Genomic DNA, 26,660 nt, shown 5'->3' on the forward strand with positions numbered 1-26,660 from the left:
AACGGGAAACAAAAGATGAGGAAGGTTAAATATGAGTGAGAAAACAAGCCGTGAAGAGTTTAAAATGAAATTGCAGCAATTTATTGAAACAACAAAAGAACAGATCGTTACTGGAAAAATTCCGATCGGTGAATATTTGCCTGCTGAGCTAGCATTGGCTGAAAGGTTTGACTTAAGTAAAAACTCAGTCAGAAAAGGGCTGGATGAATTAGTAAGGCAAGGATTAATTGTAAAAAAATTAAGGATAGGGAACTTAGTCGTTTCAAATAAACCCTTTGATCAAATCATTCTAAGGCTAGGTTACTATCCATCAATACAGGAAGAAGCGGTTCTGTCAAAATTGCTCAGAAAATTTGAGGAAAAGTATCCATTAATAAAAGTTCAGACGATTACCTTGCCTTATGATCATTATCATAAAACCGTCAAGGATTTTTTCCAAAACGATATTGTCGATGCTGTGACGATTAATTATAACGATTATTGTTCCTTGAGCCAATCAGGAAGAGAGCTTTTTGAACCACTTGAAACAGACAATCAAAATTATTCTTTCTTGGAAAAAGCCTTTCTTAAAGAAGAGTTGTATGTGAAACCATTCATTTTTTCGCCTATTGTATTGTGTTACAACGAGGATCACTTTAAGAAAGCAGGTTTGGCTTTTCCAGACAGCGGTTGGCAGTGGGAAGAAGTTTTGAAAACAGCAAGTCTCCTATCAAAAGAGAAGAAACATGAGAAGCATTGCGGTTTTTATTTTCATTCACTTTCTGTGAACCGTTGGCCAATTTTTCTCCTGCAAAATCAGGTTTCTTTCATGAGGGATCCGAATGGAGAAGTAAGCTTTAATAAAGAAAAATTTATCGAAAGTGTCAACTTATGCAAGGATATTTTTAAAGAACAAGAAATCGTTCAGAATATTTTATCTGACAGTGATAAGGATGCAGAAAAGTTATTTTTAGAGGGAAAAGTCTCAATGATTATGACTTCTTATTTCAGCTTGAATCACATGAAGGAAGCACCGCTTAATTATGATATTGCACCACTTCCGTATTTAGAGGATGCCCGCACTCTTTTATTAATGATTGGAATAGCGATTAATAAGCATTCTACGAAAATTGAAGCAGCCAAACTACTGTTGAATTACCTGACAAGTGAAGAATGCCAGGAGATCATTCGCACAGAGACGCTCAGTATTCCTGCTGTTAAACATATCGCTGAACGAACAGGCGGAGAAAAGGTATATCAACCGCCAAGGTTTAAATTATTCCGGGAGATTATCCCGACCTTCCGCCTATATGAAAAGCTGGGGCTCAGTTTCCAGGAGTTAAACGAAATTGGGAGTGAACTTCGATTATATTGGTCAGGTTTGATCACCGAAGATTTACTTTGCAATCGTATAACAGCTAAACTCTTTAAAGCTTCACAAGAAAATATGGATAGTGAAGAAAATGTGAAATCTCAAAAGGAATAGCTTTAGAAATAAAGCTGAAATGCATAGAAGTAAAAGTTCAGATTGTTTTATAAGTGAGTAAAGGTTCTTACGCATGGCATGTGAAGCAGCAAATACGAATAGTACATCTCTTCGTAATTAGGGTGGTAGTCGATTGAGAGTAGGATATATGATACGGATCTTGTGTGAAAAAGCACATATTCCCTCACCAACGAGAGTATATGTGGTTCCATCCAAACTTTACTCCTTCATATTTTTAAAGATATCATCAAAGGAAGGTTCTTTTTCAATTAAACCAGATTTTTTCAGCCGCTCACATGTTTCTTGCCATGATTTTTCACTTTGACTTCCAAAGTCTTCTTCAGACTTTATCTTTGGCAGGAGAATATCCAAGCTTTGTTTCTCAACTTCTTTACAAGAGGAAAGTTTGCTTAATCCTAGTTGTCTAATAAAATTTGAAGAGCTTCGTCTGGGTGCTTTGTCATATAGTTGTACCCTAGGGCAAAAAGAAAATGAAATGGAATTAATACTGATGAATTTTTTCAATTGAGTAGAGGAGAGAATTGATGAAAAACCCAAAAAATAAGTAGATGCTTTTCCATAAGCATCTACTAGAAATTGATTAAACTAAACTTTTTAGAATTTCTTTAAGAGCCTTTACATAAATCCTTGTATTTTTGTCACTTTCTTTAGATTCATTGACTATATCCTAATTGATTTTAATCCTTGGATGGTCAAATCTTGTGCTTCCTGTCGGAGCAAATTAGGAAGAATTATTCTTGGTTGTATAAGAGAAGACCCTGGATTGTTAACACAATGTTACTAAACATTACTCTAATGATAGAATCTATTAAATAGTAATGATTGATATCTCAATTCATATAGCGATATTCCATAAGACTTTTCAAAATAGAGACTTCCTGTAATAATTCCTCTCCAACATTCGTTTCTAGAACCTTTTTTCTCTCTAATTCTTTATCCACCAATCTTTTTACTGATAAAACATCAGTTCCATTTAGCAGAACATCTTCTTTTGAATTAAAATGTTTATGCGCGACAAGTTGTTTACCGTAGGAATTATATAATAAAGTGTATCCAGCAATCCCTGTTTTTGATTGATAAGCCTTGGAAAAGCCTCCATCTATAACAATCATCTTTCCATTTGCCTTAATTGGATTTTCTCCTTCAATTTCTTTAACTGGTGTATGGCCATTTATAATATGACCTTGATCAGGATTAAGATCAAATTCTGTTAGAATTTTGCGGCAGATTTCCTCATTTTCACGTAAATGGTAGTATGGGTTCTTTTTCTCTTTATGGGATTCCTTATCCTTAATGAAATACCTTTCAAAGGTTGTCATTTCTCTTTTCCCAAAGAGTGATGAATATTCTCCTGTCCACAAATACCAGACCATATCTGTTGCAAGATCATCTGTCTCTTCAGGATGTGCAAATGCATGTCGTAAATAATGTTCAAAAATATCTAATAAATCACGACCTGCATAGGTTTTATTTTCAATCACCATTTTTTCCATATTTCCTTTTTCATCTAAAGGAATACAGCCATGTAATAATAAGTTCCCATTATATTTTAAATAAAGACTGCCTTTTTTCATAAGAAAATTCATATGTCTAGCCAACTTTTCCGAATGCTGGACAGAAAATAACAGCTTGTCCATCACTTGCTCTTCTTCCTCTAATAATTGATCAGGTTGTTCTGGATTAACCGTTGCAAAGCAAGTATTCTCTAATGGGTAAATTTTCCCGTGAATCGTTATTTCTTGTTTGTCATAATCAATTTTCTCAAGCAAAAGCCTATCTGACATATTAAAGTTCGGACGTCTCTTTATGATCGGGATTTCAAGTTTAAACTGAATCATAGCAATGGCTTGATGAATTTTCGTAATTTGTAATAATTCATGATCAGATACTTTTTTATCTGAATGTCTCTTTGGCCTAAACGCCGGATTGTCCTCATAGTATTTCTCCGCAAGATTAAGAAGAGGTCTAAGGTTGATTCCATACACATCTTCAATAATATCCAAATTGTCGTACCTTGCACAGATACGAATAATATTAGCGAGACAAACCTTTGAACCAGTAAAGGCACCTAGCCATAGGACATCATGATTTCCCCACTGAATATCAACGGAATGGTAATTGATTAGAGTATCCATTATTTTATCAGGTTCGGGTCCGCGATCATAAATATCCCCCACTACATGAAGATGGTCAACAACCAATCTCTGAGTGCAATAAGCAAGACCTATAATAAGCTTATCAGCCTGTCCGAGAGAAATAATTTGCTGGACAATTTTTGTGTAATACAGTTCCTTATTTGCGGACTCATCAGTTTTGTATAGCAGCTCTTCTATTATATAGGCAAATTGATTAGGCAATGCTTTACGTAATTTCGAACGTGTATATTTGGAAGAGGCATAAGAAATGAGCTTAATCATACGATCAATGATTTCTTTATACCATTGGATTAATTCTTGTTCATTATCAAAACTATTCTTAAGGATCTGTAATTTTTCTTCAGGATAATAAACTAATGTCGCCAATTCATTAATTTCTTTTTCGAATATTACACCATTAAAAAGGTCTCTTATTTTTTCTTTTACTCTTCCGGAACCATTTCTTAACACATGTTGAAAGGCTTGATACTCCCCGTGTAAATCACTGACAAAATGTTCTGTCCCCTTTGGGAGATTAAGAATGGCTTCAAGATTAATAATTTCAGTTACTACTTTTTCTTCACTATCATATTTTTGGGCCAGTAAATCTAAGAATTTTTTATTCAAAGTCATGTATCCCCTTTCAAAAATGCAAAATCTTTACCCTTATTTTACATCAACTAGATTGAGATGAAATACTTACATTATATAAGAAAACTTAAATTGCAATTATAACTATAATTATATTTTTATTGTCTTTGTTTGCAATTGTAAAGGATTTTATTTTTCTAAATAACTTAAACTACGCAGACTGATATCTATAATAAAGTCATCTATACGGAATCATATACTCATGGCACTTTGGAATAACCTAAATATCCGAAACCATAGATTTCAATTTTGTATACTGGTTAAATTTACTTTTCCGCTTGTCCTTATTTTTCATAATGAAAGTTCCATCTGTTTGTTTTTTTCAGCCGATGGACAAGGATAAGACCAATAAGAGCACCAGAAAAGCTGCTTACAATAAATGGAGGCAAGAAGAAAAAAGCGCCTACTGTTGTGCCCATCACTATTTTTGCATAGGGAACGGCAAATAATGGTGCAATCAGTCCTGAGCCGATGACTTCACCCACTGGTGCTCCCCAAGTCCGTTTTACTTTGCGAAATAAATAGCCTGCAAGGAAAGCACCTATCATCCCTCCAGGGAATGCTAAAAGTGATCCTGTGCCCATTAAGTTTCTCAACAATCCTGTCACAAACGCAATAATAACAGCTGGAATCGGCCCAAGCATGACGCCTGCTAATACATTCACAATATGCTGAACAGGATAGGCCTTTGCAACACCTGCTGGAAACCACAATAAAGATGAGCCAAACGTACCGATAGCAGCAAATAAAGCCATAAATGTTAATTTATATGTTCGATTCACTATTTATTCTCCCCTTTACATGACAGACGCCGTATTTGGCGGGGACGTACGCCGAAATTAACGGGATAAAAACTCCAAGTATAAAAAAGCAGATCCACTTTAAATGGATCTGGCATACTGGTAAAGAAATAGACGTTTTAATCTACTTCCCTACGCTGGTATAATCCAGATCAGGTGTATAGGGTTGAAAACCTCACATGTTTTCTCTCAGCCTAAAAAAGGCACCCCTAGTAGACAAATTGATATTATTTTGAATTAAAACACATTATAACACAATTAAAAAAGAATCCATACATATCTCAAGTGTTCTGTTTACTCATCGATTACGTCTGCATGGGGAATGACACATCAAAGTAGTTGGATCTTTAAAACAATCCATTTTTTTAACTGGTAGTTTCTAATCTTTGATAAGTATTTTTTGGAGATGTTACAATGAATCTATTAGAGAAGGTGAGGTAAGCGATCATTTTTCAGTGGGGCCAACTATTATAAAATTTAGAGAATATCTAGCTGCTTTAGCGGAAGCATGAATATAATCCGAAATTATTGCAGGATTTAGAAGAAATCAAAAAAAGAAATTGAATTGGACATGGAGTATAGGAGTATTTTATATTTTTAAAAAGCAGTAAAAGGAGCAATCTAATTGAAGGAGCTTGCATCTCAAACATTTGTCATTGTAAAACGAATTGTTGAATGGGACCGCCAAATATATAAGGAAACCGAATATAGCCTACTCCTTTTTGAAGATAGAGTCATTTCTCATCATCATCAGTTTTTATTGAGGGATGTATTTGATATGTCATTTAAACCAATGTCAGGGAAATACGGTTTCCTTTATTTACATACGAATCAGGGCGTGTTTGCGTATCAAGTATTAACCCATCCACAAGCCTTTATTGATACGTTTAAAAGCTTGAAAAAATCCTAGCGTTTGTAGCGCAAGTAATCATATTCTGAAGTAGGCTTACTCTCAATGATGTTACCCTCATCATCTGTAAATATTTCAAACTCCTGGTACACCTCTACTAAATACCCATCAATTGCAGCTGTTCCAACTAATTTATTTTCGAATGATTTTGTTAAGTGTTTCAAGCCTTCTTCTTCCTCTTCACTAGCTGTTTCCGTTTCTTCAGCAAAAACTGGTAAGCTTGTAATAGGGTTTTCTTGTTGAAAATTCTGAGGAGAATCAAAGAAAGCTACAATTGCAATAAGCAGCATGGACATGATGACAAAAAAAGAGTTGGTTTTCATCATTGGACTCCTCTCATATGTTCTAAGAAAGAAAAAGTAGAATTGGAATTTGCATAGACATTCATCACAATCACCTATCTTCCTCTATACATATGCATGTCCTTCTTACTTTTATGACGCTAAAATAATGAACCGATTTTTCAGCAACTAAAGAAAAAAGATGTGCCAACGAGTGCCTGGGAATTTCTTTAGGAGCTAATCTAGCCTCCTTCTTCAAACAATCCATCCTATCAATAAGCTTAAGGGAACAACTCTTGAAAGATAAAACTAAGCTGGTTTTAATTAATCATATATCACGCAGGGCTTGTAGTCTTTTTGATATGAATCAAATAATGGAAAATTATCTATTTAGGAAAAAAGGCTCATTTCATTCGAACTGAATTGACATGGTGATAATCGTCCCATAAGATAAGTTCGAATTGATATGACCTGAGAATCAATATCATTTGCAAAGGGGAGATAGTATGGAGGAATGGGAAAAACATGATTTTTTACTTTTTGACCACGAAATAGGGAAAACGATCTCATTAAGACAAGTGATTTATGAGAAAGATATAGAGACACTTTATGATTGGATGCATCAAAAACATATTGCCCCTTTTTGGAAGCTCGATGTACCAAAACATGAATTCAAAGAATGGCTGAAAAAATCAATCGCATCTAAGAAAAAAGATGTTTATATGGGGTTTATCGATGGAACAGCTGTAAGTTATTTAATTGTATATTCAATAAAAGACGATCCAATTCGTCATTATTATGAATATCATGAAAAAGACATAGGAATGCATTTGCTTATTGGTCCAAGAGAATACTTAAATAAACAAGCTGGGTTTTCCATCATCCGTGCAAAATTAGCCTTTCTTTTTAGCAAATATGACGCAAAGCGGATTATTGGAGAACCAGATGTAAGAAACCGCATTATCGTTCCAATTTTAAAAAAATGCGGGGGAAAAGTTGTCACAATGCTTGAACTGCCTCACAAAAAAGCTTACTTGATTACTGGAGACAGAGAAATATTCCTTGAAAAGATGGAGGGCTTGCAAAGATCACAAGTGAAGAGCGGGGAGCAGATCCATGGCAATTAAAACGGTTCTTGATCAGCAAGTTTGCCTTATATTAGATCGAATCAACAAAAAAATGCAAGAATTGGGACACCCTTCATTAGATGTATTAACACCAGAAGAGTCACGTTATTTTTACAAGGAAGCAAGAAAATTCTTTATAGGAATTGCTATCCATGATGTTTTTGTGAAACAAGAGGTTATTCAGTGCACTGGTTATGATCTTCCGATTAGAATTTATACACCTAAAGGAGAAGGTCCTTTTCCAGTCCTGCTTTATTTTCATGGGGGCGGGTGGGTATTTGGGGATCTGGACAGCTGCGATCAAATTTGCCGTTACATATCAAAGCATGCAGAATGTCTCGTTCTTTCTGTAGGTTACCGGCTCTCACCAGAGAATAAATATCCCGCAGCAATCGAGGATGCTATATCTTCGCTTAGTTGGACATTTAACCATATTAGTTCTTTAAATGGCAGATTAGACCGAGTTTGTGTAGGTGGGGAAAGCTCTGGCGGCAACATCGCTACAGCCTGCGCTTTAAAATGGAAAGAAATAAACAACCTTCCTATTCACAGCCAGCTGCTGATTACTCCCGTGACAAACCATGCCTGCGACACCCCCTCTTTCCAGGCTGATTACTCATACAACTTAACCAAAGAGAAAATGGTCTGGTTCTGGTCCCATTACTTGAAAAATGAAGAAGAAGGTTTTGATCAATATGCATCACCATTACGAGCGGAAAGCTTAATCGGCATGCCGAAAACACTATTAATTACAGCAGAGCTTGATCCTTTGCGAGACGAAGGTAAGCTATACGCGAAAAGGCTGCAGGAGCAATTGATTGAAGTGGACTATGTGAATTATCCAGGACTCGTCCATAGCTTTATCAACATGATTGGAGAAGCAGAGACCGCTAAAAGAGCCGTGGACGATATAGTAGAAAGATTCCGAGAGCTGATTGAATGTGAAGGTGAATAAATTAAAGTGCATTCCATTCTGTCAGAAATGAGTGTAATTAAATGGAGAAAGAAGCAATCATTCAGATATCAGTGCAATAATTTCAACCAATCAAAATGAGGGCTGATCTCACAAAGAGATCCAGCCCTTTTCTTAATAGTAAGGCGATATCATCAAATAAACAATAACGCCTGTAAAGCTTACGTACAACCAAATTGGCATGCTCCATCTAACAATTTTTCTGTGCTTTGTTATTTGTCCGGTCCATCCCCAAATCAGCGAGAAAAGGGCAAGCGGGACAATGATAGCTGCCAAAAAACTATGTGTGATTAGAATAAAAAAGTAAACGGTTCTTAAGAAACCTTCTCCACCGTAACGTGTCGTTTCAACTGACAAAAAGTGATAGGTCAAATAAGATACACAGAAGAGCAATGTCGTCGTAAAAGCGGCCAAGATGAATCCTTTATGAAGCTTAATATTTTTCTTTTTAATCGCAAAGAGAGCTACCAATAAAAAGACAAATGTAAAGCTATTTAAAATCGCATTGATCCTTGGGAAGATTTTAATATCAAACGTAACATCTCCGCCATACCCAATCGGCCCAAAAAAGAGGGCGAGGATCAGTGTGTTGACAACAATGGACAAAGTGATTACGATGCCTGTATAGTTTTTACCTTTATTTGTGTGTTCCATGGTCATTCTCCTTAAATGTGAGGTACCTCTATCTTATCATGCAAGACTCCTGCCAAATTCGACAATAATTCGAACCATGCTGGCACCTGCAATAAATAGGCTGACTCCAAGTTATCATAAGAGTCAGCCGACACACAAATAGTCAATTTGTTATTTTTCTTAAACTTTCCAAGTTAGCAGAAAGGCTCTCAAAAGGATCACCTTCAAATTCTTCCTGCTCTACAGTATACCATTTTACCCCGTGTTTTCTGGCTTCGTTAATGATAGAAGCAATATCAATTTCTCCACCACTTAAAGATACATTTCATTCTATGAAAAATTTTACCCCAAAATTTTTTTAAAACCGAAGAGAAAAGGATAAACCTAACATTATTTGAAAAAAAAATCATTCATAAGGCCTAGAAATTTTAAAAAGGATAGAAAAAAATCATTGATAATAGTTCTCAAGTACAGTTGACGATGATAATCATTTTCAATTATTGTAGTAGAAGAAAAGTTAATTGAAAATAATTATCAATAAAAAGGAGTGCTTTTCATTGATTTCAACATATGCTTCCAAAAATAAGGAATTATTAGAGCAACAAACAAAACGGGAATCTAATGCTCGTTCTTATCCGCGAAGAATACCGATAGCCATTAATGAAGCAGAAGGGATCTTTGTCAAGGATGCAGACGGGAAAAGCTATTACGATTGTTTAGCCGGAGCAGGAACACTCGCATTAGGCCATAACCACCCTGTAGTCATTGAAGCATTGGAGAAAGTGATTTATGATAAGAGACCTTTACATACATTAGATTTGACGACACCTGTTAAGGAAGGATTTATTGATGAAGTTTTTGCAAGCTTGCCTAAAGAATTTGCCAGCAGAGCGAAAATCCAATTTTGCGGGCCTACTGGAGGAGATGCGATTGAGGCAGCTATTAAGCTAGTAAAAACGGCTACTGGGAGAAGAAGTATTTTATCCTTCCAAGGAGGATACCATGGAGCCACACATGGCACGATGGCGTTAAGCGGAAATTTAGCTCCAAAGGAAAAAGTAAATGGTCTGATGCCTGATGTCCACTTCCTCCCGTATCCATATGAATATAGATGCCCATTTGGTGTAGGTGGAGAGGAATGCCATAAAATAAGCAGTCGATATATTGAAAATGTATTAGATGACCCTGAAAGCGGGATCCTGCCGCCGGCCGGGATGATTTTTGAAGCTGTTCAAGGAGAAGGAGGATCAATTCCTGCACCGGTCGATTGGATGAAAGAAATGAGAAGAATTACGAAGGAGCGTCAAATCCCATTAATTATTGACGAAGTTCAGACCGGTATTGGGAGAACTGGGAAATTGTTCGCATTCGAACATGCTGACATCATTCCAGATGTTATCGTTCTTTCTAAAGCTATTGGTGGAAGCCTGCCATTATCAGTTGTCATTTATGATCAAGATCTGGATGTTTGGTCACCTGGAGCACACATAGGGACATTCAGAGGGAATCAAATGGCAATGGCGACAGGAGCAGCTACACTCAAATTTATTAAAGAACATAAGCTGGATGAGCATGCAGAAAAAATGGGAAAAAAGCTGCAAGACTTCATAAAAGAACTAAATGCGCCTGAAATAGGTGATGTTAGGGGACGCGGCTTAATGATTGGTGCCGAAATAGTAGATCCCTATTTATCTCCCTCTAAAACAGGAAGTTATCCTGCAAATCCTCAGCTTGCAAGCAGAATACAGAGAGAATGCTTTGATCGGGGATTAATCTTAGAGGTAGGCGGAAGACATGGCAGTGTTGTGCGGTTCCTGCCGCCGCTTATTGTCACAGAAAGACAGTTAGATGATATTTGCAGCATATTTAAGGAAGCTGTAAAAGCAGCGGTCAAGGCGGGGTGAAGGTTGGTGGAAAGAGAATTTGACGAATTTTTTCTGCATGAAAATGAAAAAGGCAAGCTGGCATACCTGGAGATTGTTCAGCAAACAGTCGAAATCCTCCTGAATTCATATCCTGGGAAAGGGTCTCCATATAACGGCAAAACGCCAGAGGCTCTTAAAGAAGAAATAGAAAGATTAGCTGCTATACAGGCAGAAGGAGAATCAGCGGAAATCGTCATGAGGGAAATAGGAGATTACGTAGTGGCAAACAGTATCCATGTCACTCACCCTACAAGTATGGCTCATTTGCATTGTCCGCCGCTGATTCCTGCATTGGCTGCAGAAATGGTAATCAGTCAATTAAATCAATCGATGGACTCGTGGGATCAAAGCATGTCGGCAACATATGTAGAGGAAAAAATGGTGAAGTGGCTTTGTCAGAGAATGAGATTATCAGATGGGGCAGACGGAACCTTTACAAGCGGGGGAACCCAGTCTAACTATATGGGGTTATTGCTTGCAAGAAACAGCTATTGTGAAAAGGTATTTAATACGGATGTCAAAAGAAGCGGCCTCCCAAAAGACGGTCATCGCCTGCGCATTCTTTGTTCAGAGAACGCTCATTTCACTGTAAAGAAATCTGCTTCACAGTTAGGGCTTGGGGAGGATGCAGTCCTGTTAGTGAAAACTGATGAACAGCACCGTTTATGTACAGTGGATCTTCAGAAAAAACTATCAGAATTAAAGGAGCAGCAGCTTCTTCCAATAGCCATTGTGGCAACGTGTGGAACAACGGACTTTGGAAGTATTGATCCGCTGGTAGAAATTGCTGATATAGCAAATGAGCATGAAATATGGCTCCATATAGATGCAGCTTACGGCGGAGCCTTCATGCTAAGTCATGAAAACCTTCAGAAAATAGCCGGGCTGGAGCTTGCAGATTCAGTTACTATTGATTTTCATAAGCTGTTTTACCAGCCGATCAGCTGCGGGGCCTTCTTTGTAAAAGATTCTATAAACTTCAAGTATATCCAGCATTATGCAGAATACTTGAATCCTGAGGAAGATGAAGAGGAGGGAATCCCGCACCTTGTAAATAAATCGATCCAAACAACAAGAAGGTTTGATGCTCTAAAACTATATGTTTCTTTGAAAATTCTAGGCACAAAAAGGTTTGGAGAGATGATTGACCGAACGGTAAGGCTTGCTAAACAAACGGCAGCTCTTCTAAGGGATACCAAAGACTTTAGTCTATTAAATCCGGAGCCTGAGCTGAACGCCCTTGTTTTTCGCTACGAACCAGCTGATCTTGACCCAAAGAAGCTAAATAAATTGTCAAGATTCATACATCGCGAGCTCTGGCAGAAGGGCATCGCAGTAGCGGCAAAAACAACGATTAATCAAAATCTTTATCTGAAGTTTACCTTGCTGAACCCAAGGACCACTTTACTTGATATTCAAAAAGTTGTTCACGAAATTACAGCCTTAGGAAAATCGTTTACTGAAAAGGAGGGGAAATCATTTGAAAAAATTAGCTGAACAAGCGACCATTCAAAGCTTTTTAAATTGTTATTTAAGAGAGACAGAGAATTATAGAGAAGAAGACTCTGCTATTTATTTTTCAAAGGATGAAAATGTGACTAAAGCCATCATTATCCCTTTAAAATCTCAGCACATTCAGCTTATCACAGGAATCAGCTATTGGTCAGAAACAGGAAGGCATTTATTCGCCTTTCCGCTTTATTATCAAGTGATAGGAAAGGAAGACTTGATTCCTCTGGATTATGTAACACTTACAGCGGCTATCACGAAAGAACTCCTGCTTGAACAAAACCGCCTGGATTCAGAGGATGAATTAATGCTTCGTGTGATTTTAAGCTGTAAAAATATTGAACATTATCTTCAAAAAAGAGGTGATGAGGAGAAGGATTTTACAACGTTTATTGAGGCAGAACAGTCGCTCTTGCTTGGACACCTTCTTCATCCTACACCAAAAAGCAAGCAAGGAATTACTACAGAGGAAGAAGAGATTTATTCTCCAGAATTAAAAGGTTCTTTCCAGTTAGATTACTTTAAGGCTCATAAAACGATTGTCGCTCAAGACTCAAGCCTCAAGCAATCAGCGGCCAATCTATTAAAAGAAGAATTAAAAAAAGACATGTCTATTTCTCAAAGCTTTTTGAAAGAACATGCAGAGAATCCTGACTATATCTTGATTCCTGCCCACCCTCTTCAATCGAAAATATTACTGGAAAAACCTGAAGTAAAGGAGCTTATGGCGGCGGAAAAACTAATTTACTTGGGAGCACATGGCCAAGCCTTTTCAGCAACTTCTTCAATGAGAACTGTATATAGCAAACACTCGTCTTTTATGTTCAAATTCTCTGTTCCTGTAAAAATCACAAATTCTCTCAGAGTGAATTTACAAAAAGAACTTGATCGGGGAGTTGAAGTTGGAAGGCTCCTTCAAACAAAGCTAGGGGATCTTTTAAATGAAAATAATCCTGGATTTTCAGTTATTCAAGATCCTGCCTATTTGAACATAGAAGGCGTCCCAGGATTTGAAGTTGTTTTTCGGGAAAATCCTTTTTCCAAAAACGAGGATGTCACACTGATTGCAGGGCTTTGCCAAGATGACCCTTTTAAAGGCAAAACAAAGCTAGAGCGAGTGATCAGACAATTAGCTGAAAAGGAAGAAAGAACAACGGAACAAGTAAGCAAGGACTGGTTCACCCGCTATCTTTCTCTTTCACTTGAGCCCCTCTACTGGCTATACGAAAATTATGGATTAGCATTAGAGGCTCATCAGCAAAATTCTGTCGTGAAGCTGGAGAATGGGTATCCTATTCATTTTTATTATCGAGATAATCAGGGCTATTATTATGCAGAATCAAAAGCAAATGAATTGAAATCATTGCTGCCAGAATTAAGCATGAAGAGTGAAACGATTTGTACCCAGGATGTGGCAGAAGAACGTTTCCGTTACTATTTCTTTTTTAATCACTTGTTTGGGTTAATCAATGGGTTTGGAGCGGCACGGTTAATTGAAGAATCAAAGCTGCTTAATCTATTATCAGAAAAACTAGAGGAGCTTGCTAATAAAAGCACTTACGCAGCCTCCTTGCTGAGAAGCTTATTGGATGAAAAAAAGCTTCCATGTAAAGCAAACCTGCTAACTCGTTTCCATGATATGGACGAATTAGTCGGTTCTTTGGAAACTCAGTCCGTTTATACAATGATTAAGAACCCTTTATATCAACGGGAGGCGTCTCTCTATGAAGTTTGATTATGAGCACTTCGATGAACAAATTCAAAAGAGGATTTCCTTTCGAAAGGTAGATGAGGTTCAAGATTTTCCGAGGCTGTATCAATGGATGCATAAAGAGCATGTGATCCCTTATTGGAACTTAAATATTCCAGAGAAAGCCTATCAAGCTCATTTGAAAAAGGCATTAGATGATCAGCATCAAACATTATATATCGGATATATAGATGACAAACCAATGAGCTACTGGGAGGCCTACTGGGTCCAAGAGGATGTTATCGAGAACTATTATCCTTTTGATACATACGATCAGGGCATCCACTTATTGATAGGGGAGGAAGAATTCCTTGGAAAGGGAATGGCCTTACCATTACTTCGAGCAATGGTCCAATTTCAATTTTTGAACCAGAAGACAAGAAAAATTGTCGCAGAACCAGATATCAGAAATGAGAAAATGGTCCATGTATTTAAGAAATGCGGTTTTGAGCCGGTAAAGCCAATTCAATTACCTGATAAAACAGGATTATTAATGTATTGCCAAAGGCAATTGTTTGAAAGCAGGTGGAGCTATGGAACAGCCAACATATTCACGTGATGAAATATATGATGTTATCGGCATCGGACTAGGTCCATTTAATTTAGGATTAGCTGCTTTGCTTGAGCCTGTAGCTGAAATAAAAGGTCTCTTTTTCGAGAGAAATCAACAATTTAACTGGCATCCCGGTGTTATGATTGATGGAACAACTCTGCAGGTTCCCTTTATGGCCGATCTTGTCACAATGGCTGATGCAACAAGCAAATACAGCTATCTTAGTTATTTGCAAGAGCATCAAAGGCTGTACCATTATTATTTTCTAGAAAACTTTCATATCCATAGAAAAGAATATAATCATTATTGTCAATGGGCGGCTGGCAAGCTGAATTCCTGCCGGTTTGGAATGAATGTTAGGCATGTTTCTTTAACTGAACAAGCTGGCAGGCCCCTTTATGAGCTTGAAGTATGGAACGAAAAATCAGGACAGCTCGAGATCTATTTCACTAAACATCTTGTGATAGGAATCGGCACCACCCCAGTTATTCCTGAACATTTAGCCGAGCATGTGGATGAATCATTTTTTCATTCGTCACAGTACATGAATCATAAGCAGAGAATTCTATCTTCGAATTCCATTACAGTGGTCGGATCAGGGCAAAGTGCAGCTGAAGTTTTCCAGGATTTATTGAAAGAACAAGAGCTGCGCGGATATTCGCTAAACTGGCTCACTCGTTCGAAAGGGTTCTTTCCAATGGAATATTCAAAGCTAGGATTAGAGTATTTTTCACCAGACTATATTGAATTTTTCTATTCGCTCTCTCAACAGAAAAAGGATGAGCTTCTTCCGAAACAAGACTTGCTTTATAAAGGCATAAGTGCAGCAACCATTGCTGAAATCTACGATGAGCTATATAGAAGAACGATTGCAAATGAAAGCATCGATATTCGCCTGCAAGCCATGACAGAAGTTTGTGAAGCGAGAAAAGACAGCGGTATTTGGAATCTAACCTGTAAAAATTGGGTAAGCGGAGAAATGAATGCACAAAGCTCCGAGGTTGTTATTTTCGGAACAGGCTATAAGCAAACAGAACCGTTTTTTCTGAATGGAATTACCCATTTCATTCAACGTGATGATAAAGAAAGGCTGGTTATTGATCGCCATTATGCTTTAAAACAAACCAGCTATACAGAAAATCAAATATTTATTCAAAATGGTGAGCTTCATTCACATGGAGTCGGGGCACCGGATTTAGGATTAGGAGCGTACAGAAATTCTGTGATTATAAATCAGCTTGCTGGCAGAGAAGTATACCCTGTTCAACAAAAAAATGTATTTCAAACATTTAGCCAAACTCAAACAAAAGAATCAAACGCATTATATCATGCTATGACTTCATCTTAATGAAAGGGGAGAATCGACAATGTTCCTAAAAGAAGAACTTGAACAAGTACTTGATAAAGAGAGATGGAAGGAAGTTAATCAAAAGCTGCTAGCGAAAATGTTAGCAGAATATATGTATGAGGATATGATTCATCCTGAAAAGGACGGCAATGTGTATGTGTTGGAAATTAACGAAGAAAAATTCTACCGATTTCATGCAGAGGAACGGTTATTTGATAGTTATGATGTGAAGGTTGATTCAATCGAAGTGTATGAAGAAGGTAAGTGGGTTGAGGCTGATCGGGCTATTGATTTTTTACTGGATATTAAACCCTTGATCGGAATGTCTCCTGATACGACTGGACATTTAATTCGAGAACTTAACCATACACTGCTGGCAGATTTGCATTTACTTGAAAACGCAAAAAAGACGTCTGATGAGCTTGTTGATGTCGACTATGCAGAGCTTGAGGGAGAAATGACAGGCCATCCATGGATTACGTATAACAAGGGGAGAATCGGTTTTGGTTATGATGATTACTTAAGATTTGCCCCAGAGCAGCAAAAGCTTGTAAAGCTCTATTGGATAGCTGTTCACAAATCCAGGTCAACCTTCAGCACGGTAAATGGCCTAAATTATAATAAAGTCCTATCAGATGAATTAGATCATGGGACGATTGAGAAGTTTACTGACCTGTTAGCAGGCAAAAGATTAATTGCAGACGATTATTACTTTATCCCAGTTCATGAATGGCAATGGAAAAACCATTTAATACAGAACTTTGTGGAGGATTTGGCGATGGAGTTGATTGTTCCATTAGGAGAAGGTGAGGATCTCTATCTTCCCCAGCAATCCATCCGTACATTTGTAAATGTATCTTCTAAAGGAAAGCACCATGTCAAGCTGCCGATGAGCATTCTGAACACTCTTGTGTATCGAGGGCTGCCGTCAGAACGCACTTTAATTGCCCCAAAAATTACGGAGCATATTAAAGGAATTGCAGAGAAGGATGTTTTTCTAAAAGAGACATGTAAAGTGATTTTACCTGGAGAAATTGCCAGCGCAAACGTGGATCAACGTCACTATCAACGACTAGATCAGGCTCCATATCAATACTTGGAGATGTTAGGCTGCATTTGGAGAGAAAGCATTTATACGTATTTGGAGGAAGGAGAAAATCATGTCACATTGGCTGCCTTGTTATATGAAGATAAAAAGGGCAAACCTTTTGTAAAAAGCTTGATTGAAAAATCTGGCTTATCAGCAGATGAATGGATAAAAACATTGTTTAATGTAGTGATGCCGCCGCTTCTTCATTACTTGTATCAATACGGAACAGTATTCTCTCCCCATGGACAAAATACAATTCTTGTATTAAAAGATTATAAGCCGCATCGTTTGGCAATCAAGGATTTCGTAGATGACGTTAACATAAGTGATCAACCATTCCCTGAATTAGAAGCATTAACAGAGGATTTGAAAAAAGTTCTTCGCAGTGAGCCGCCAGAAGGCTTAACACAATTTATTTTTACCGGACTGTTTATTTGTCACCTGCGTTACTTGTCCAGTATAATGGTTAACCAGGATTTGCTAGATGAAACACGATTCTGGGAATTGCTAAGCCAATCTATCAAAGACTACCAAAAAGCTTTTCCTCACTTAGAGGAGCGCTTTAAACTATTCGATTTTTTCAAGCCGCAGCTGACAAAGCTTTGTCTAAATCGAAATCGTATGGTGGATTACGGTTATGGAGATGATGATGACCGCCCTCATGCTTCAGAGTTTGGAAAGGTAAACAATGCGCTGGCGGGCTTTAGGGAGCAGCCTGTATAGTAAGGGAAAAGACTACCGGTTTTTTGGTAGTCTTTTATATTATAGCGTCAGAAAGTCCAGCTCCGAGCGCCATCGGCCCTTAGGTCTCAGGGTCAATCCGCCCGAGAAGGTTAAAGAACAACCTTCTCGGGCGGCTCGCCTTCTGCGCTTTTCGTTCTATGCAACCATAAGTAAGTAGAAGTATTTATATGATAGTCCATTTCCAGCTCAAGTTCATGACCAGCTTTCTGATTCTCTCAATAAAAGCAATGCGCTCGTCTTTTGCTTACCCAAGGTCGAACGCTTTTCGTTCCTGTTGAAGAACTTGCTAATATAACGGGGTGTTAGCCAATAAATCGTTTTGCTAGCTAGTAAACAGAAGATAAGTACAGTATATTTTTAAATCGGAAAGTAAATTTGCCGATCAGGCAAATTTATGAAAGGAATCGGAAAATAAAATCTGTGATAAGGAAAGTAAACGCTTTTTAAAAGTCAATAACAAGATAAAGCAGCTAATAATTGCTTTTATAATAGAAGAGTTTTAGTAAAATAAATAGAAAAGCGTCCGTGTGAGCGAAACTCATACCGACGCTTTTTTCTTAGTTTTCCGATTTAGCAAGTTTATGGACAGGGGTCCGATGCTGTATAACAAACCCAACGAGAATCCCAATAATAGCTGGGATTACCCAGCCTAAACCTTGCGAATAGAATGGGATGTTTTCATAGACAGAGACAATACCTTTTAAATTTATCCCCATTCCGGTAAGCCCTTCGACAAAACTGATAACAGCCGACCCAATCATTCCGCCTACATAGACAGGCTGACCAGCATTCAACTCATTTTGGAAGAGTGATAATAAAATCAGAACGATTGTTAATGGATAAATCATCGTTAAGACCGGAACAGAATATTCAATGATATTGGTGAGTCCTAAGTTTGAAATGGTTGCGCTTATTAAGCAAAAAATCAATACATATTGTTTATATGTTATTTTTGGATACAGCTTTTCAAAATACTGACTGCAGGCGACAACTAATCCAACAGTTGTTGTAAAGCAAGCTAAAGTTAACACTGTTCCAAGTAAAACCAAGCCGATATTACCTAATAATGCTGTTACCATGGAAACCAAAATTTCTCCGCCATTTGCGGTAATCCCAAGTGATTGGGTAGTAGAGCCAAGATAACCTAATGAGATATAAACCAATGCCAATCCGAGTGCTGCAATGGTGCCAACTTTAATGGTTAGCTTTTCAATGTGCTTTTTACTAGTGATCCCCTGTTGTTTCATTAAGGTAATCACAACAATTCCGAAGGTAACAGATGCCAAAGCATCCATTGTTAAATACCCTTCAGTAAACCCTTTGAAAAACACGCCATCTTGATAGCTTTCTTGGGGTGAACCCATTGTCCCAATTGGCAGAATTAGTCCTTTCCCTACTAAAATAGCGATTATAACAAGAATGGCTGGTGTTAAAATATTCCCAATTCTGTCAACAAGCTTAGAAGGATTCAAGCAAACCCAATAGGCAATTGCAAAATAAATAATCGCGTATAGTAAAAGCGCTAGTGCAGGCTGGTTTGCCAACTGCTCAGGCAATAAACCTGAAATACCTGTTTCAAAACTAACAGTTGCTGTACGCGGAATAGCAAAGAACGGACCTATCGTAAGATAAAGAATACTAGTAAATATTACACCGAATATCGGGTGAACCTTACTGGAAAGGCCTTCCAAATCTGAACCTGTTTTAGCAACTGCGATAATACCGAGCAAAGGCAGACCAACTGCCGTAATAATAAAGCCCGAAATTGCTGCCCAAAAGTTTGTTCCGGCAGCTTGACCAATCGATGGGGGGAAAATGAGGTTCCCGGCACCGAAGAATAAAGCAAACAGCATTAATCCCATAAAGACTGTCTGTTTTAAGGAAATGTTCTTCATACCGGTATGCTCCTTTCTGATAATTAATTATTCTGAAAATTGAAGAAAACACGCTTATCAACAATGAAACCTATCATATCACAACTTTCGACAAATTCCAACAAAGAATTATTATTGTATCATAATTATTTTTTATTAAAATAGTATGTACAAATTAGCCTGTCCGATTTCGCACATAGCCTGTAGATCGCTCATAGAAAGAGCTATTTCGCTCATAGGTAGGCTACCCAAATTCGCACATAGCCCGGACATCGCTCATAGAAAGAGCTATTTCGCTCATAGGCTACCCGAATTCGCTCACAGCCTGCCTATCCTTAAAGAAAGAGCCTATTCGCACATTTCACCTTTCCAAAATATTACTGCTTACTTATACAACTGAATTTTTACTTTATTGTTTTCTTCTAAGGTTGCAAGCAGTACGTCCTGTATTTCCACCTGATATGTCTGGATAATCTGTTCTTTCAACCATTGCTCGTTTTTCCCTGAATGGTTCAAATGAACGAAGTCAATCTTTCCATCTTTAATAATTGGCTGTGGCAGGCTGAATGCTTTGGGCTGCAGATTGAGATCTGAAGCTGTCACTGTTTGATAAGTTGGTTTGAGAAAAATTGACATCGTTCCATCTGGTTCCCACAAAGCCAGCGCTACCTTATAAATGTCTTCTATCTTTTCTTTTCTTAATTGTGATAGCAGGTACTCAACGGATATCCTTGCTTTTCTTAGATTTTTATAAAAAATTTGTCCATTTTTTATAAGAGGAAAAGGAGCGGGATCGAGAAATTTCTTAAGGTTCCCCCATTTTAAACTAAGAAAAACAGCAAACAAATATAATATGACAAGGACAGACATAGTAATCATAGACCCTTTTAATCCTAGTTCTTCATCTGATAATGGATGGGCAATGATGTTTCCCAATAATAGTGCCATGACGAAATCGAGCAGCCTCAATTGAGAAATTGACCGCTGCCCCATTATTTTTGCTGCCCCTAACAAAAAGAAAAAAGAAACACACGCCCGCAGTATCCAATCAAGCTCTGTCAGTGTTTCTTTACTATGAAAAAAATCCACTATCATTCCAGCTCCTCCGCGCTTATTACTAGTTGTTATTATTTCCTGATTATTAAACTTTCTATTACAGCTTTCAAAAGGTTTGTAGGTATTTTTAAGATGCAGATGGAATTAAGGAAAAAACACTAGGACCAAGAGGGGCAATTAGAAAGCCTTGTAAAAGAAACGTATCATTTAATAGAAGTAGATCATTTCAGCAAAAACTATGACTGGTCTAAAATAATGCCTTATTAGGCCAATCGTTTATTTTCGGAATTCCTCATACATAAACACCATTTCTTTTACAAGTTCTCCCATTGTTTCCGTTGTCATCATTAAATCCTCTGCGTGCAGAGTAAGTAGTGAAACGGGGACTTTTTCTCCTGCAGCTTCTTTTTGTATGAGCTGACTGTGAACTTTATGACCTTCAGATAAAAGGAGTGCCGCCTCTTTCACCTTTAACCCAGCCTCTTCAAATTTTGATTCCCTTCCAAGCTTCAAAGCCTCCATAAAGCTGCTTCGGGCAGCTCCTGCCTGACTAATTATTTGAAAACAAATGAGTTCCATCTTCTCTGTCATTACTTAAGCCTCCTTCGTTATGTGAATCATTGTAGATAAAAATATACTGCTTTTTACTATCCGTACCTAACTTAATAATGAGTATGGAGGGATTTTAAATTCCCAATTTTTTCTCTGTATAAATCCAGCTTCAACCGCTATTGCTCCCTGTCACAAGCTTTCGACCAGAGCAACCTTCTGACCGAAAGCTCAAGTGTTTGTCGCTGAAAGGCGGTTCCCTCTGGTCTTTCATCCGCTAAAATTATTTTGGTTTTCAATTGACTCTTTTGCGTCTACATTTGCTGTCTTATTGGCAGCCATTACAAATGGCAAGTAAACAATAGTAGAGACAGCTAAACAGAGGAAGCCTACTAAGAGAGCAATCCAATTACCTCCTGTGCCTAGAAATGGAATGAGCGGACCCGGTGTCGTCCAAGGAACAGCATAAGCAATAGGCGGGATAAACTGAAACTCAATGAAAAGATAGCCGATAAACGTATTAATAGCCGGAACAATAATAAATGGAATAATAAAAATTGGGTTTAACACGACCGGAAGCCCAAAAATTACTGGTTCATTAATGTTAAAGAGACCTGGGGCGATCGATAGTTTTCCAATATCTCTGTATTCCTGACGTTTCGATGCTATGAAGATGGCGATAAGGAGGCCAAGTGTCATTCCAGATCCGCCATAATTAGCAAATGCATCATTTAAGACCCAGGTTTCAGGATAAGGTGCTCCCCAAGGGGATCCAGTTTTTGCAACAAATTCTAAGTTCTGAAGGTTTGCTTCAGTGAAAATTGTTTCACGAATAGCCGCAATTGTGTTTGGACCATGAATACCAAAAATCCATAAAAAGTTTGCAATAATTCCAAGTAAAATGACGGTAAAGACATTTGTCCCCATCTCTTTTAAAGGAGATTGTAAAACTTTGTATACTAGGTCATGCAATCCTTGTGGAGCAATAAAGGTAATAAAATAGCTTAATAATGCAAAGATAACTGTAATAATTACGATTGGAAATAGTACTTTAAATGTTCGTGCGACTGCTGGAGGTACTTGGGGAGGCATGCTTATCTGCAGCCGTTTTGCATGAGAAAGGCGCCCGAATAACTCACCCACTAAAATTCCGACAATGAGCGCTACAAAAAGACCTTGAGCACCCAGCCATTGGGTAGTTAAGAAGTTCTGGTTTTCAATAACCGAATAAGGAGTGTAAATAATAAAATAACAGGATACAGACGTTAAACCGCAAAGAAGGTCATCTGCTTTCAAAGAAATGGCCATATTCCGACCTACCAAAAAGACAACTAATATGGCCATGATATCCAGAGAGCCCCGCAAAACTGGGGTGAAGATTTGCTGTGCATCCGCTAAGTTAGGAAAAAGCTTTTCTAAAAAGAGAATTTTCGCAATAAATCCGTCTGGAGAAAGAATAGCAAAATTTAAGAGGATAATAATTGACCCTGCCATAATAATAGGGAACGAAAGGATGAATGCATCCCTGATTGCACAAATATGACGCTGTGAGTTTAACTTGGTTGCAATCGGTACTAAAATCCGTTCAACAACTGACTCGAATTTCTGCATGAAGCTCATAAGTACACCCCCAAGTTTATTGATTCATAAGCTGAAGAGCTCTTTCTAGAACGGCCTTTCCGTTCATTGTCCCATAGTCACGCATATTAATAACTTCAATTGGGATCCCAGCAGGAATGATGGACTCAACTTGAGACTTTTGGTAGCGGACCTGTGGCCCCAATAGAACAACATCGACTTTGTCTGCAACAGAACTGCATTCTGAGATCGGCAATGCAAAAATCTCGATCGATTCCCCAATCGAATCAGCATGCTCATTCATCTTCGTAACTAGCAAACTAGTTGACATTCCTGCAGCACATACAAGTAAAATATTTTTCATTTTTTCAATCCTCCACTCTACTATTTTTTCAGATATTTCTGCTCATTTTTCTCAACCAATTGTGTCTGGTTAATATATTTTATGATAACGCTTTCATATGATGCTTTAAATAGGAATCGACGATTAAGTTTTTTGTTTCAATCGTAGGAATGTGCTTCGTTTGTGGAACAGGATGTTTTCTTAGAATTTTTTTATTGGGAAATATGGACTCGATATAGTTTTGAAGGTTTTCTGAAATGTAAGTTCCCGGGTTTGTCAGATTTGAGTAATAATTTGTGGAAGTAGAGATGAATGTACAATTATTTCGCTGATGTAGAGTTAGTCTAAAGCATGCAAATAATCGGATGAAAGGTGCCTTTATTTCCGTAAGCACCGTTTAATAATTACCAACCTTGAAACTCTCAATTATGAAATGAGAACGAAAAGCACAGAGCGCTAGTCCTTCGGCGACAAGCACTCGGGCGAGCAGGCAGGGATTGACCCTGAGACCTAGGGGCGATGGCGCTCGGAGCTGGACAAAGATAACATTCTTTATCACGTTAATACTTTAATTAACTTAAATTTTCTTAACTGATCAAAAAGCAGGCTGCTTTTGCAGCCTGCTTACTCAATTATATTTAATAGTCTATTTTTTTCGTAATCTTTGATGCGATTGAAACATAGTCTCCCTGAAGTTGGAGGTGAGAAATGAGACTTGAAGCAATGCTTTCCTTTATTAACTGTCTTTTATACTACAAAAGTAGCAATCTTTTAGAAAAGCCCCTTTTAATAATATAAAACCTCGACAAATTTGCATTTCACACATTTTCTGCTGAAATGTTCCTCTACAAAATGGTGCTGACAGGTTTTCTGTATGGCTGCTAATGCTTCCTCTAATTTAGTAACTTCTTGTTTGCAATGATTTATCTCACTTAATAGGCGGTTTACCTGTTCTTCGGTTCCCTTATTGATAAATTTTCCCCCCAGAGTTTTTAAATTCTGCTGATTTTTCCTTCATTCCTTGTTCAATCGCTTCCTCTGTCAATAAGTCACTTTCTTTTGCATAGTTTTTCCGAATATCATGAGAGATTCTCATACTGCAAAATTTAGGTCCGCACATGGAACAGAAGTGAGCTGTTTTGGCTCCTTCAGCAGGCAATGTTTCATCATGATACTCCAGTGCTCGTTCAGGGTCCAATGAAAGGTTAAATTGATCACGCCATCTGAATTCAAAACGAGCCTTCGATAAGGCGTCATCTCTTTTTCTAGCTCCAGGATGACCTTTTGCCAAATCCGCTGCGTGAGCCGCTATTTTATAAGTAATAACTCCTTCACGAACATCATCTCTGTTCGGTAATCCTAAATGCTCTTTCGGAGTTACATAGCAAAGCATCGCCGTTCCGTACCAGCCAATCATCGCTGCCCCAATGGCTGAAGTGATATGGTCATAGCCTGGTGCAATATCTGTTGTTAGCGGTCCAAGTGTATAAAACGGTGCTTCTTGGCACACTTCCAGTTGCTTATCCATGTTTTCTTTGATTAGGTGCATCGGAACATGACCTGGTCCCTCTACCATGACTTGGACATCATGCTTCCAGGCAATTTTCGTTAATTCACCAAGAGTATCCAGCTCAGCAAATTGGGCTTCATCATTGGCATCGGCAATAGACCCAGGTCTAAGTCCGTCACCAAGCGAAAAGGAGATGTCATATGTTTTCATAATCTCGCAAATATCTTCAAAATGAGTATATAAAAAGTTTTCTTTATGATGAGCCAAGCACCATTGGGCCATAATGGATCCTCCGCGTGAAACTATACCGGTTACCCGATTTGCAGTTAGAGGTACATATCGTAATAAAACACCTGCATGAATCGTGAAATAATCAACACCTTGCTCTGCTTGTTCAATTAATGTATCCCGATAAACTTCCCACGTAAGATCTTCAGCAACTCCATTTACTTTTTCAAGAGCTTGGTAAATAGGCACGGTTCCAACCGGAACAGGTGAATTTCGGATAATCCACTCCCGTGTTGTATGAATGTTTTTCCCTGTTGAGAGGTCCATAATGTTATCCGCACCCCAACGAGTGGCCCATGTCATTTTTTCTACCTCCTCTTCAATAGACGAGGAGACGGCGGAGTTCCCGATGTTAGCATTGATTTTTACATGAAAGTTTCTGCCGATTATCATAGGCTCACTTTCCGGATGGTTAATGTTGGCTGGGATAATTGCTCGTCCTTTAGCCACCTCATCGCGTACAAATTCAGGAGTACACTGTTCTCTTATAGCAATGAACTCCATTTCAGGTGTGGTGATTCCTTTTCTTGCATAGTGAAGCTGTGTGACATTTTGTCCGCTTTTTGCTCGATATGGCTTTTTGCTTGTTCCAGGAAAAATTTCTAGATTTGCTCGCGGGTCATCTGCTGATTTATAGCCATTGTCTTCTGGTTTAATATTCCGGCCGCTGTATTCTTCGACATCGTTTCTCTCTTGAATCCATTTTTCTCTTATTGGAGAAATTCCTTTTCGAATATCGATGGAACAGTTTGGATCTGTGTAGGGTCCGCTGGTATCATAAACTCTTAGCGGCGGGTTTTCTTCTTCGCCAAAAGAACCAGATGTGGGGCTTAATTCAATTTCGCGCATTGGTACTTTTAAGTCTGGTCTTGATCCTTCAACATATACTTTTTTACTGCCTGAAAAGCTGGACATGATGGAAATGTTTTTTTCATTTAATGAGTTTGGCATGGAATCTCTCCTTTAAGATAGCTCTTTTCTTATAGCTTGTTGCTAATTGATCTGAGAGTTCTGTAAATAAAGGCAATTGGTCAGTCAGCAATTGCTCCTAATTAGAACTCTGGCAGACTTAATGGCTCTGGATATCACCATTTTGTTTTACTAGCAACAAAGTGTACAAAAACAGCCTTTGAAATAGTGGTGGACAAGATCCGGTCGATACCAAATAGGAATAGATAGAAGAAAAATAAAAGCCGGATCCAAATAGATTGGACCCGGCTTGATACGCAGAAATAGAAGTATGTACTCATGGTACATGTTGACTCTAACTTCCCCACGCTGGTATGATCCAGATCAGGTCCGAAGGGTCAAGAAACTTCATCGCGTTTCTCTCTCAGCCCAAACTCATTTGGACCCCCCTAGTTATACTTATTCAATTTGTTCTTAATTATAAAGGCCGGTGAAGAAAAAAGAAAGGGGATAATAGTATGATTTTTTAAAAAATAGAAACATGAATGAATTTCATAAATTGAATCCTTAGAGCCTCAAGGGTTTTGAAACGCAAAAAAAGGAGTACCTCCCCAAATTGTCGAAATAAGTAAGCACCA

General features: G+C 38.0%; 20 protein-coding genes and 2 riboswitches. Of the genes, 10 read left to right on the plus strand and 10 right to left on the minus strand.

Annotation, left to right across the window (positions count from 1 at the left end):
- The first annotated feature begins 31 nt into the window (after positions 1 to 31).
- Positions 32 to 1,465 (plus strand): extracellular solute-binding protein, encoded by a 1,434-nt coding sequence (locus IC621_RS09955; RefSeq protein WP_191158142.1) that lies wholly within the window; start codon positions 32 to 34, stop codon positions 1,463 to 1,465.
- 851 nt (positions 1,466 to 2,316) lie between these two features.
- Here the strand turns inward: IC621_RS09955 and fbp are convergent.
- Entirely contained in the window at positions 2,317 to 4,248 is a 1,932-nt protein-coding gene (gene fbp / locus IC621_RS09960; RefSeq protein WP_191158143.1) for a fructose-1,6-bisphosphatase, read from the minus strand.
- Positions 4,249 to 4,556: 308 nt separating this feature from the next.
- Positions 4,557 to 5,054: an energy coupling factor transporter S component ThiW gene (gene thiW / locus IC621_RS09965; protein ID WP_191158144.1), complete on the minus strand. Its 498-nt coding sequence runs from the start codon at positions 5,052 to 5,054 to the stop codon at positions 4,557 to 4,559.
- 130 nt (positions 5,055 to 5,184) lie between these two features.
- A riboswitch (TPP riboswitch) is annotated at positions 5,185 to 5,293 on the minus strand.
- Positions 5,294 to 5,697: 404 nt separating this feature from the next.
- Here thiW and IC621_RS09970 point away from each other — a divergent pair.
- Positions 5,698 to 5,982: a hypothetical protein gene (locus IC621_RS09970; RefSeq protein ID WP_191158145.1), complete on the plus strand. Its 285-nt coding sequence runs from the start codon at positions 5,698 to 5,700 to the stop codon at positions 5,980 to 5,982.
- Here the strand turns inward: IC621_RS09970 and IC621_RS09975 are convergent.
- Complete coding sequence (locus IC621_RS09975; RefSeq protein ID WP_191158146.1) at positions 5,979 to 6,305, minus strand: hypothetical protein; 327 nt, start codon at positions 6,303 to 6,305, stop codon at positions 5,979 to 5,981. The two genes, IC621_RS09970 and IC621_RS09975, sit on opposite strands and share 4 nt — an antisense overlap.
- 464 nt (positions 6,306 to 6,769) lie before the next feature.
- Between IC621_RS09975 and IC621_RS09980 the strand changes: the two genes are divergently transcribed.
- Positions 6,770 to 7,390: a GNAT family N-acetyltransferase gene (locus IC621_RS09980; RefSeq protein ID WP_191158147.1), complete on the plus strand. Its 621-nt coding sequence runs from the start codon at positions 6,770 to 6,772 to the stop codon at positions 7,388 to 7,390.
- Positions 7,380 to 8,345 (plus strand): alpha/beta hydrolase, encoded by a 966-nt coding sequence (locus IC621_RS09985; protein WP_224752435.1) that lies wholly within the window; start codon positions 7,380 to 7,382, stop codon positions 8,343 to 8,345. Before IC621_RS09980 ends, IC621_RS09985 begins: the two co-directional genes overlap by 11 nt.
- 132 nt (positions 8,346 to 8,477) lie before the next feature.
- On the opposite strand, the gene IC621_RS09990 is transcribed toward IC621_RS09985, so the two are convergent.
- Positions 8,478 to 9,023 carry a DUF420 domain-containing protein gene (locus IC621_RS09990; protein WP_191158148.1) on the minus strand — a complete coding sequence of 182 codons (546 nt, stop codon included), beginning with the start codon at positions 9,021 to 9,023 and terminating at the stop codon, positions 8,478 to 8,480.
- A 530-nt stretch (positions 9,024 to 9,553) separates the two neighbouring features.
- Between IC621_RS09990 and IC621_RS09995 the strand changes: the two genes are divergently transcribed.
- The 6 genes from IC621_RS09995 to IC621_RS10020 are packed head-to-tail and all read left to right on the plus strand — an operon-like array spanning position 9,554 to position 17,894.
- Positions 9,554 to 10,900 (plus strand): aspartate aminotransferase family protein, encoded by a 1,347-nt coding sequence (locus IC621_RS09995; RefSeq protein WP_191158149.1) that lies wholly within the window; start codon positions 9,554 to 9,556, stop codon positions 10,898 to 10,900.
- Between the two features lie 6 nt (positions 10,901 to 10,906).
- Positions 10,907 to 12,418 (plus strand): pyridoxal phosphate-dependent decarboxylase family protein, encoded by a 1,512-nt coding sequence (locus IC621_RS10000; protein ID WP_318153022.1) that lies wholly within the window; start codon positions 10,907 to 10,909, stop codon positions 12,416 to 12,418.
- Positions 12,402 to 14,165: an IucA/IucC family protein gene (locus tag IC621_RS10005; RefSeq protein ID WP_191158151.1), complete on the plus strand. Its 1,764-nt coding sequence runs from the start codon at positions 12,402 to 12,404 to the stop codon at positions 14,163 to 14,165. Before IC621_RS10000 ends, IC621_RS10005 begins: the two co-directional genes overlap by 17 nt.
- A 22-nt stretch (positions 14,166 to 14,187) precedes the next feature.
- Positions 14,188 to 14,739 carry a GNAT family N-acetyltransferase gene (locus tag IC621_RS10010; RefSeq protein WP_191158168.1) on the plus strand — a complete coding sequence of 184 codons (552 nt, stop codon included), beginning with the start codon at positions 14,188 to 14,190 and terminating at the stop codon, positions 14,737 to 14,739.
- Positions 14,714 to 16,081, plus strand: coding sequence for a lysine N(6)-hydroxylase/L-ornithine N(5)-oxygenase family protein (locus tag IC621_RS10015; protein WP_191158152.1), 1,368 nt, complete (start codon positions 14,714 to 14,716; stop codon positions 16,079 to 16,081). Before IC621_RS10010 ends, IC621_RS10015 begins: the two co-directional genes overlap by 26 nt.
- A gap of 19 nt (positions 16,082 to 16,100) precedes the next feature.
- Positions 16,101 to 17,894: an IucA/IucC family protein gene (locus tag IC621_RS10020; protein WP_191158153.1), complete on the plus strand. Its 1,794-nt coding sequence runs from the start codon at positions 16,101 to 16,103 to the stop codon at positions 17,892 to 17,894.
- Between the two features lie 578 nt (positions 17,895 to 18,472).
- Here the strand turns inward: IC621_RS10020 and brnQ are convergent.
- The 6 genes from brnQ to thiC all read right to left on the minus strand — a co-directional run bounded on the left by brnQ (position 18,473) and on the right by thiC (position 26,064).
- On the minus strand, positions 18,473 to 19,810 hold the full coding sequence (brnQ, locus tag IC621_RS10025) for a branched-chain amino acid transport system II carrier protein (RefSeq protein WP_191158154.1): 1,338 nt from the start codon (positions 19,808 to 19,810) through the stop codon (positions 18,473 to 18,475).
- Between the two features lie 363 nt (positions 19,811 to 20,173).
- On the minus strand, positions 20,174 to 20,878 hold the full coding sequence (locus tag IC621_RS10030) for a DUF421 domain-containing protein (protein ID WP_191158169.1): 705 nt from the start codon (positions 20,876 to 20,878) through the stop codon (positions 20,174 to 20,176).
- 243 nt (positions 20,879 to 21,121) lie between these two features.
- Positions 21,122 to 21,436 (minus strand): PTS lactose/cellobiose transporter subunit IIA, encoded by a 315-nt coding sequence (locus tag IC621_RS10035; RefSeq protein WP_191158155.1) that lies wholly within the window; start codon positions 21,434 to 21,436, stop codon positions 21,122 to 21,124.
- Positions 21,437 to 21,664: 228 nt separating this feature from the next.
- The gene (locus IC621_RS10040; protein ID WP_191158156.1) at positions 21,665 to 23,014 is read right to left on the minus strand and encodes a PTS sugar transporter subunit IIC; all 1,350 of its coding nucleotides are present in this window, start codon (positions 23,012 to 23,014) and stop codon (positions 21,665 to 21,667) included.
- A 16-nt stretch (positions 23,015 to 23,030) separates the two neighbouring features.
- A complete protein-coding gene (locus IC621_RS10045; RefSeq protein ID WP_191158157.1) occupies positions 23,031 to 23,336 on the minus strand; it encodes a PTS sugar transporter subunit IIB in 306 nt (101 codons plus the stop codon).
- Positions 23,337 to 24,279: 943 nt separating this feature from the next.
- Positions 24,280 to 26,064: a phosphomethylpyrimidine synthase ThiC gene (thiC, locus tag IC621_RS10050; protein WP_191158158.1), complete on the minus strand. Its 1,785-nt coding sequence runs from the start codon at positions 26,062 to 26,064 to the stop codon at positions 24,280 to 24,282.
- A 302-nt stretch (positions 26,065 to 26,366) separates the two neighbouring features.
- Positions 26,367 to 26,483: riboswitch (TPP riboswitch) on the minus strand.
- Between the last annotated feature and the right edge of the window lie 177 nt (positions 26,484 to 26,660).

Source organism: Metabacillus arenae, assembly GCF_014773385.1.
Taxonomy (GTDB): Bacteria; Bacillota; Bacilli; order Bacillales; family Bacillaceae; genus Metabacillus_D; species Metabacillus_D arenae.